General features: G+C 42.9%; 8 protein-coding genes and 1 riboswitch. All 8 genes read left to right on the forward strand.

Translation table 11 applies throughout. The annotated features are described in order from the left end of the window. The coding region (locus tag C7H79_RS15855; RefSeq protein WP_106708229.1) for a hypothetical protein at positions 1 to 576 on the forward strand (576 nt) is incomplete at its 5' end. Between the two features lie 273 nt (positions 577 to 849). Next, a complete protein-coding gene (locus C7H79_RS15860; RefSeq protein ID WP_106708230.1) occupies positions 850 to 1,728 on the forward strand; it encodes a DUF2971 domain-containing protein in 879 nt (292 codons plus the stop codon). Between the two features lie 438 nt (positions 1,729 to 2,166). After that, entirely contained in the window at positions 2,167 to 2,655 is a 489-nt protein-coding gene (locus tag C7H79_RS15865) for a defense against restriction DarA-related protein (RefSeq protein WP_106708231.1), read from the forward strand. Beyond that, a complete protein-coding gene (locus C7H79_RS15870) occupies positions 2,652 to 3,098 on the forward strand; it encodes a thermonuclease family protein (RefSeq protein WP_106708232.1) in 447 nt (148 codons plus the stop codon). The genes C7H79_RS15865 and C7H79_RS15870 overlap by 4 nt, the downstream gene beginning before the upstream one ends. A 512-nt stretch (positions 3,099 to 3,610) precedes the next feature. Beyond that, positions 3,611 to 3,699: riboswitch (cyclic di-GMP riboswitch) on the forward strand. Between the two features lie 109 nt (positions 3,700 to 3,808). After that, entirely contained in the window at positions 3,809 to 4,969 is a 1,161-nt protein-coding gene (locus tag C7H79_RS15875) for a glycoside hydrolase (RefSeq protein ID WP_106708233.1), read from the forward strand. Positions 4,970 to 5,340: 371 nt separating this feature from the next. Beyond that, positions 5,341 to 5,832 (forward strand): pyrophosphatase-like OB fold-containing protein, encoded by a 492-nt coding sequence (locus tag C7H79_RS15880; protein ID WP_106708234.1) that lies wholly within the window; start codon positions 5,341 to 5,343, stop codon positions 5,830 to 5,832. Between the two features lie 9 nt (positions 5,833 to 5,841). Beyond that, complete coding sequence (locus C7H79_RS15885; protein ID WP_106708235.1) at positions 5,842 to 7,497, forward strand: defense against restriction DarA-related protein; 1,656 nt, start codon at positions 5,842 to 5,844, stop codon at positions 7,495 to 7,497. Positions 7,498 to 7,501: 4 nt separating this feature from the next. Beyond that, positions 7,502 to 8,302 (forward strand): hypothetical protein (locus C7H79_RS15890; RefSeq protein ID WP_147383642.1); only part of this gene is annotated, 801 nt, incomplete at its 3' end.

Below are 8,302 nucleotides of genomic sequence, written 5' to 3' on the forward strand. Positions count from 1 at the left end.
AAACGACACGGACGGCAGCGGCAGCAATCAGTACAGCCGTTTGTGGCTTGGAAGTTTGGAGGAATAATGACTGCAAACAATTACGGCCAGATGCCCGGACGCTACCCCGCAATCGTTCAATCATACGACCAGGACAGACGAACATGCCGGATAGAAATACCCGGTATAACTGACGGCTCAGACGTGTTTCCAGAAGCAGAAATTGAATATCCCATCGGAGATAAAGCAAGGTCTGGTTCGGATGGTACCGAGATCGAAATATTGCCGGGCGATACGGTATGGATTGCCTTTATAGGCGGCGATTCCAGATATCCAATAATTACCGGGTACCGCAATCCTCAAGCGGGAAATTCATTTGATTGGAGACGGTTTCATCATGCGAACATAGAGCTCACTGCAGATGGAATGATGAGATTGAATGCCGAGACCGTGGAGATCAATGCAGCCAATGTGATTGTCAATGGCGATACAGCCGTGGTTGGAAGCTCGTTAACTCACAACAGCAAGAATGTTGGGTCGACTCATCGGCATGATTCGGTTCAATCTGGTTCAGATAATACCGGGTCACCTATATAAGGTAAAAAATGAGTATCTCTAATTTTATAAATACACAAGCTCTAATGGGAAAAGCTGCATTTGGTAGTGCATGGGATTACGAGACACACTTGTTAAATATAGTATAATTATAAAACAATAACTTGCTATGCTTGCCTGCAACCTTGCCAGTGCCAAATAGCCCTAATTGACGGTATTTACTAGTTCATTTGACACAGATTTGTCACAATCAATTTTAAGCCTTCGCTTTCACTTTTAGGCTGGTTTAATTTAGATATATGAAATTTATAATATATGGAATATCCTAATAAATTGTACAAGTATGTCGCTACTGAACGAATTGACATATTAAAAAATCAGCTTATTCGATTTACTCAGGCTTCTGCACTTAATGATCCATTTGAATTGCAGCCGATGTTTGATGCGTTGTTCTCTGAAAATGCTCTAGAAGATGCAATGAATTTTCCATTTGCATATATTGAAGAGGCATTGCGCAGACAATATTTGAAATTTTCAAGTAAACAGAAATCTCAAATATCAATCGATCAACTTATAGCAAATGTCCGAGATAATCCACAAGTATTAGAAAAAATTAGGGAAGAAATTAAGCCTTCTCTAAGAACGATGGTTTCCAATTTTTCGCCAAAAGCCAAAGAAATGTTTATAGAGACTTTTCAAACAATTGGAATCCTTAGTCTTTCAGAAACAATTAATCACCCTTTACTTTGGGCACATTATTCTTCCGCGCATAAAGGTTTCGCGATCGAATTCGACACTAAACACAAATTTTTTCATCGTCGTCGTTCTGATACAGATCAATTATTCCATCTCAGGAAAGTTAGGTATGCTAACAGATCAAGTGTGGGGCGCTCATTATCTGATCTTGATGACGAAGATCTACTCGCCACAAAAGAAACATCATGGGCATATGAAGCTGAATGGCGAATGATTGTTCCTCTTAATGAAGCTGACAGTGTTTTAAGTATTGAAGATGAAAAAATCTATCTTTATACAATACCATTGTCAGCCATTTCGGGGATAATTATTGGAGCACGCGCTAACTCTTTATTTTATGAAGAGATTAAGACTCATTTGCAATCGATGGATTATCAACATATAACCTTGAAGAAAGCTATTTTAGACCCCACGAATCAAAGTATCCAAGTTGATTAAGTCATAATTGGTATTTTTTGAGTAGAGTCTCTAGTATTAGAATTAACGCAAACGGCTACTGCTACTAAGTTGTGCTATAAGACATAAAAAGCTATTTATATATAGCTACAATTATTGTGTATGTCGCCACATTGAAAAGACCCTGTCACCGGATGCGCCGACAGACCCGGCGCAAGGCCATGGTCAATTTCCTGGGCATGCTCGCAGCCTCGTTCTTTATCTGCGCCCCGATAATCCACAGTAAATCTTTGTTTATTTAGACATCCGTCGTGAGCATTCCTCACCATGCTATCGTACATGAAAAAGCTTTTAGTTAGATGAAGAGAAATAAAATGGTCACGCAATTAGTATAAGCAATTCGAAGTACGGAAATTACCCAAAAATTTCATATTAATCAGCGAATACACTGTGGCCTTTTATTGTAATAAGGGCCTTAGAATGAAAAATCTGGTTTTTAGTTACGCTGATCTTTCTATTAAGGATAAAGCGGCCAAAGAAGCAGCGAAATATTTCTCACGAGCCGGCGCGCATGTTGTGCAGCAAGATGTATCGGCCACCGCGAAGCGTGCTGCAGGTATCAGCTTCCGTGAAATGACACTTACCTTTGCCGATTCTCAGAAGGTGATTCTGCGGATAAAGCAAACAGGCGATATCTATCAGGTGCTGCTGAATGGAAAAATTCTGCCAATTAAAAACCAGGATGATCACATAAAAGCGATATCCGAGATCGTCGCCGCTATGGATGCCGGTCGCACCAAATTTCAGAAATTACTCGCTGCGGTGAAAATAAGACCACCCGCAGGGATACGCACTGCGGCGCCAAAAATGGAACAGGTTTTAACCAGCAAAAGGGATGCCCTAAAGGTTGCCATTAGCGAAGTCAGGGCTGAGATCGAAAAACTAAATCAAGGCATGGTGCCATCATGAAATTGGCAAAATTAGCGATTGTTTTGCTCATATTAACCGTGTTTGTTGGCTGCGATCACCCGGCGTATGCCGAGGAAACAATTAAGCCCGGTTCAATCATAAAGGTTTATGACGGCGATACCTTTACGATCAATATCGATGGTGACTGCCCGAACATTCTTTGCAGCAAGATACCGGTGCGAATAAACGGCATTGATGCACCTGAGCTGAGGGGAAAGTGTGAGCAGGAAAAAAGCGGCGCCATGGATTCCAGAGCGTATCTGGCTCATTTGTTATTGAATGCAAAGGACGTGGAGTTACGCAACGTCCGCAGGGATAAATATTTCAGGATAAATGCTGCGGTATTTGTGGATGGAGTTGATGTGGGCGCGGCTATGATCAGCAAAGGATTGGCGCGTCCATATAGTGGCGGCAAGCGTAACGGATGGTGCAGCTCTGGATAATATGTTTTAGCTCAGATTTCTTCTCAGGAACTGAGCTTGAATTCATTCAAGCGTTTAAACTAACATTCCTGATTCCTTGCGTTGATTGCAGAAACATCGAACCAGTTTCCTTAGAAGTGGTTGTGTAGTGAATGACGATGCTGGTTTTTCACAATATATTTGCTGTCATGACTGCAGCGAGAGATAGTAAGCCTGAGGCAGAAAGACTTCCGCTCGGATGGATCAGAAGTGAAAGATCAGGTTGTTATGTAATTATTTTGTATCAATAATCCCGAAAAATTAGCTTATCAATGTTCTTTTTTGGTCAGAATATGACAAAAAATGTCATTTCATATGATTAGCGGATAGAAAAAGTTAGCGTATTAGATAAATACCATCTTTTTCCCGCACGATATACTTTCCAATGCTTGCCTTTAATATCAATACGTAAGAGACATTCATAACTCATGAATGGGTGCCATATATTATAAGAAATTTAACTATGGCACAGTTGGTGCTTAGTTAGCATTGCAATATGAAAAAGGCTAACCCAGTGAAAGCTGGGGGCGCAAAGTCACTGATCTAAAGGGAGAGTTGCCCCAATGATGGCAGGACTGCCAGATAACGCCACATGTTTTACTCATTCGCGCTAGTAGACGGTCACACTAGCAATAATACTTCAAAGCGTATCCATGCAGTTCCTCTCTTGAAACTTTAAGAAGGAATTATTTATGAAAAACAACTATCAGCTTTTAGCTACCCATTCGATAACATTTGCTGCCAACCTACTTAAAAAACAAGCAAATTTTTTATTAGCCGCGCTAATTCTTATTATTAGTATAGTTTTATCTCCCTTGAACGCAATAGCAGCTACGACAGACCCCACGGCGGTCAAATGGCATCCAGGTCACTACTACATAATCAAGGGCTCAAGCAAAAACAATGCCGCATACTTAGCGCAGGTATACAGTGAACTTGAAGCCACACCCGCATTACAAGGAATGATGATCAGGTATTTTTGGTCGGACCTCGAAAAATCAAAAGGTGTATATGATTTTTCATCCATTGATAAACGTCTCGCTGAACTATCTTCCAGAGGGAAAAGACTTGTTATACAGGTGCAAACGAAGTCATTCAATAAAAGACAAGTTGTGCCAAGCTACATGAAAACAGCTGAATATGAAGGCGGCGAATTTGATATTAGTAATTATGGAAATACAGTAGTATCCGGGCGAAATATCAAATTATGGAACTTGCAAGTACAGAATCGCTTGATTGCCTTGTTTGAGGCATTGGGTGAGCGTTATAACTCGCATCCTTACTTTGAGGGTATCAGTATGATAGAAACCGCTATGGGACAGGCTATTGAACCTCTCTCGAAAGCACAGGTAGCTGCGTTTTATAGCAACAAGCTCAAAGTGCAGCAACAAATGCGTTTGTTTTTTCCCAATACAATGACAATTCAGGAAGTAAATTTTCCGCGTCCTATTCTCGCATCATTCGTGGGTAGCCTCAAAGATATTGGAACAGCACTGAGTAGTCCAGATACTTTTCTCGATGATAAAGGTTTGAGCTTTAAAGCTACAAAACACGACTCTAACCAGGGAATATATAATTACTATTCAGATTTTGCTGGCATGATTCCAATGGTTCCTACGGTTATGTCAAAAAATTATAAAAATTCGAACGGCGATGGAACTGGTTATGTGCCAACTGTTTATCAGATTCTGGCTTTTGCACGAGATACCCTGCATGCCAACTATATTTTCTGGACACGGGAAAAACATTACGCACAAGTATTGGAAGTTTTAAACTGGAAGAAACAAAAAAATGCTCCTGCCGGTGGATTGAATCCTGCTTGTCCAACTGCTTATACGTCGTGTATGAATTAGCAATGAAATTCTCACGATAAGCCTACGGAATAGGTTGTCGGCGCGACCAACTAGAGTTTTTTTATTTATGCGCTTCGATAAATTCCATTATTAACAGCGGCTACTCATCGCTCTGACTAATTCGCCAATCTGGCAATTTGATGAGCGGTTCTTTGAGCCATGTGAGGTATGCTGATTATCCTGGAGCCCTTTATTTTATATCTTCATTACATGAAACCTTAGACTCCTCGAAATCCGCATACCTGCTCCCTCGTGAATCCATACTTTATAGAAATACTCGTAATTTAAGCCCGGTGAATCCGGGCTTTTTGCATTGTAGAACGGAAAACAGACCGAAATTCTTCGCTTCAAACGGCTTACCATGCCGTTGCATGACACATTCCACTGACAACCAATTCATTGATATTGAAAACGCTGCCCACAGCGGCGCTTTTGGTGTCAATTCAATTCCTGAGCCGACTGAAGCGCAACGCAAATCAGGCAATTACAAAATGGGAAGGGTCGATTACCAGGGTCTTGCAATCGCCATTGAACAGCCACGCGGCACCTACCGGACCGGCATTGATTCAAAGACCGGCAAACGGTGGATTTCTCGCATGGCCGCGCACTACGGATACATCAGCAGAACTAAAGGGAATGATGGAGACGGTATTGACTGTTTCCTGGGCCCGTTTCTGCAATCAGAGACGGTTTATGTGATTAACCAGTTCGTTGATGGCCGTTTCGATGAGCATAAGGCAATGCTTGGATTTGCCAACGGAGAATCAGCCCGTAGCTCGTACCTGGGAAGCTACGACAGAGGCTGGAATGGAATGGAGAGCATTGTTCCGGTCTCATTATCTCAATTGAAATGGTGGTTATAAAACGGCGATATGAGTGAGCCACTACGTGAAAAAAATTTACCCTACGAAGGATTGGAAGCCATGACAAAAAGAGTGCAATGGAATAGCGACGCTATGCCCTACGATCAAACGCTTGATCAGGTGTTGTATGAGATACGGCAATCAGATTCAGGCGAAAACCTATTGCTTGATTCGATCACCATCAACGACATTATTGAAGATTCCGATGGCGTTCTGGCGCTAGATGCCCTGGTTACTCCATTTGTGAAGCTGGAACGCAAGATGGAACTGCTGCGCGGGGTTATGGAGCGTGCCGGTAAGTCAGTCAAAGTAGAATCAATGCAGATATCCGACCCGTTTAGTCAGCGTGGCGTGGCTAATGTGGCGGTGATATTTGAACTGTCTGATGGGCAAACAGTATCCATTTATTTCCACAATCCTGACGTAACGCCAAAGAAAATGGCGCCATCGGATGAAATTATTTCCTGGAAGTGGTTGCTGAACAAGAAAGATATAACGATTGTTGTGGCTCCCGAGCGCGGCCAGGACTTGAATGTACGCGAAGTTGCACGCCGCATTATGAGACTGGCAGAAAAAAACAGCGCGGCCTTTGCGCGTGCTAATGCGAGACGATCTGAGCGGATGCAAAACATTCAATCACTCAAGGATGAAATTGTTACCTTGGAGGCTGAATTGAAAAGCGCACAGAACGAACTGGAAATAGCTAAGGTTGCTGCTGAAGGTCGCACCCCGGCAGTCGAACCAACATCGACCGAAAATGGCGATAGTTCTGAAAATCCAACTCTCCCACAAACTGACTTCCACGTTGACATAGCATCATTGATCGAAGCGCTGCCAGCGCTTGATGGTTTCGGCATATCCAGCCTGACTATCCGCACGAACGGCGAAATTAGCGCAGTCAGTGTTAATAATATTAAGAATTCCGGTGTGACTGATGCAGATATTCTCGCTGCTTACGGCAAGGGATTGCTGCGCAAGGCTACCGGTAGTTTTGAGGTTGAGCCAACTCCTGCGGGTACCGATGAACACAAAGATCTGGATCCTGCCGCCGGTACAGGAGACGCAACGGAAGAAAATGGAGAAAGGCTATACAAGATATACAAATCTGGTTCGAGTGTTGCGGATTCTGCTTATAAAACTCTCGCCCAATTAAAGGACGCTCTTGATGAGATTGATGTTAGAGGCGGGGAGTATTTTGGCCTTGATCCTGAAAACGGTGATGTTATTTATTCGTTTAAAGCAAACACGGCAATTTTGTCAGCTAACGGTACGTTGAGCGATAAAGAATTGTTTAAGCAAGCGATAGATGACGCGATACGGTGGGCGAATAGCGAGATTGGTGAATACGGTACAGATTGGATGAAGAGAAATCTGCCTTCATATCTGGCGTTAAGAAAAGGATTATCTAAGGAGTGGTCAGAAAAGGCTGTTGCGCAATGGTTTGACGGAACCCCAGGAGATTCTGAGGAAATAACCGCCGCTAAAGCATTCCTGAAATCCGTAGTTGATGGCACTAGCAACGCCAGCGACCTCATGAAATTGCTTGATGAGATCGAGGCATCCGCTCAAGCGCTGATCGATGCCGGTCTTGGCGCTGAAAATGATGAATTGATAGGTGGCGCCGCTGAAAAATGGGCTGAATTAGACCAACAGGCAAACGGATAAGAAAATGACTCTACTGGCTCTTGATGATGTGAGCGAGTCCGAAAAGTTAAAACTCGTTCGTGAACTTGGGATTATACGAAAAAATATGCCAGGCGTTGCCGGGGTAAATAAACTTACCCTGGTCAAGCGTGTGCGTGAGATCCGGCAACTACTGTCGATTGCTGTTAAGCCGGTTACCAGCCTCTCCATTGATCCAGCAAATCCAGTGGCATCAATTAAAACGTTGGCCGATTACCTGCGCAATGGGATTTCTGCGGTTCCTGAGTCATTGCGTGCAGCCGAAGCAAATACCGTAGAAAAGATAATGAAAATGCTCTCAAGCGGAAATAACAGGGAGGGATATCAGGACGCTACGGCAGAATTTAGGGATGCTTATGCTGATCTTCGCATTCCCGCTGGTGGGGCTGCGGAAATAGCCGCTTTTGACCACTACAAATCGGCTGGAAACGTTTTTGAGGTTGATGCTGAGAAAATCAAATCCATTGAAGCTGAAATCAAGGAACTGTCATACAAACCGCTGGAAAATACGCCTGAAATCATTGCGCAACAGGAAGAGGCTCAGAAAGAGTACGAGAAGTTGCGGCTTGCCTTGACGGATTTGCTGTCGGTAAACGAAGCCAACGGCTATGACAAGGAAGAAATAGAAAAATCTGTTGAAATGTACGCGACTATTTCTATTAAAAAACAAGAGGTTTGGGAAAAACTAATATCCATTGACAGGCAAAGGCATGAAATCAGAAAAAACAAAATTAATGAACTTAAAGAAGGTCTGAATCCGGTCGGCAAAGGAATCATAGATGCCATC

Source organism: Nitrosomonas supralitoralis, assembly GCF_003011925.2.
Classification (GTDB): Bacteria; Pseudomonadota; Gammaproteobacteria; order Burkholderiales; family Nitrosomonadaceae; genus Nitrosomonas; species Nitrosomonas supralitoralis.